The sequence below is a fragment of the Campylobacter sp. BCW_6468 genome (assembly GCF_001762865.1).
Classification (GTDB): domain Bacteria; phylum Campylobacterota; class Campylobacteria; order Campylobacterales; family Campylobacteraceae; genus Campylobacter_D; species Campylobacter_D jejuni.
Window position 1 is genome coordinate 1 of the sequence record NZ_MJXQ01000025.1, and the last position, 865, is coordinate 865.

The window sequence follows — 865 nt, forward strand, 5'->3', positions numbered from 1 at the left end:
GGCTGATGTTTTAAAAGTTTAAATCTATTTACAAAATCAATAGTTCTTTTACTCAGTGCATCATTTAACCCTACCCTACTAATATCATTATCCAATGTTATTTCTTTACTATCAAAACAAGTATTTATAAGAGAAATACAATATTTAGGTTCTATTTTAACTATTTTATTTTGTTCAAAACGAGCTTGTATAGCTCTTGCATAGGTAGAATTTTGATTATTATGCTTATCACCTAGTCTTTGGGTATCTACTTTTTTTTCTAATTCATTGCCATTATCATTTTTATATTTAATTATACCTTTAAAAACATATTGCAACATCGCATAACTAGCATCTGCACAATTAGCATAGTCTAAAAATTTAGTGATTAAGTCTAATTTAGCTTCTTGTGTTTTAATGTTTTTGCTCATTTGTTATTCCAAAAATCTAAATCTCAAATTATCTTTCTAATTTTTTATCTAGTATCTTCACAATACAGTCTTTTATGATATCTAAAATAGAATCCAGCACCCTCATCACCTCCCAAAAATATACCATAATCATTATAAATATAAGATAAGTGTGTTGAATAATGAATACCATCATAATAATCTTCAAATGTAACTTCTGTTAAAGTAAATTTATTTTTTTGCAACACATTAATGCTTTCTGATTTTTTAAAATCAAAATATATTTTTTTATTTATTTTTTGATTAAAAAAGAATTCTCCTTTTTCATCATGCATTGTATTTCCTTTTTCTCTATTGCTAAATATTTCCCAATAAGCTTTATTGTAAATTATTACTTTATTATCTATATCTTTACACAAGCTCTTAAACTTATAATACTGCGGATCCATATATTTATAAGAACATCCTCCTACTAA

At 24.6% G+C, this 865-nt stretch carries 1 protein-coding gene and 1 pseudogene; both read right to left on the reverse strand.

Annotated features, from left to right (window positions below):
• Nucleotides 1-410 (reverse strand): methyltransferase (locus AJ889_RS02625; RefSeq protein ID WP_070293231.1); only part of this gene is annotated, 410 nt, incomplete at its 3' end.
• Nucleotides 411-454: 44 nt separating this feature from the next.
• A pseudogene (locus AJ889_RS09400) lies at nucleotides 455-865 on the reverse strand (hypothetical protein); the annotation flags it as partial.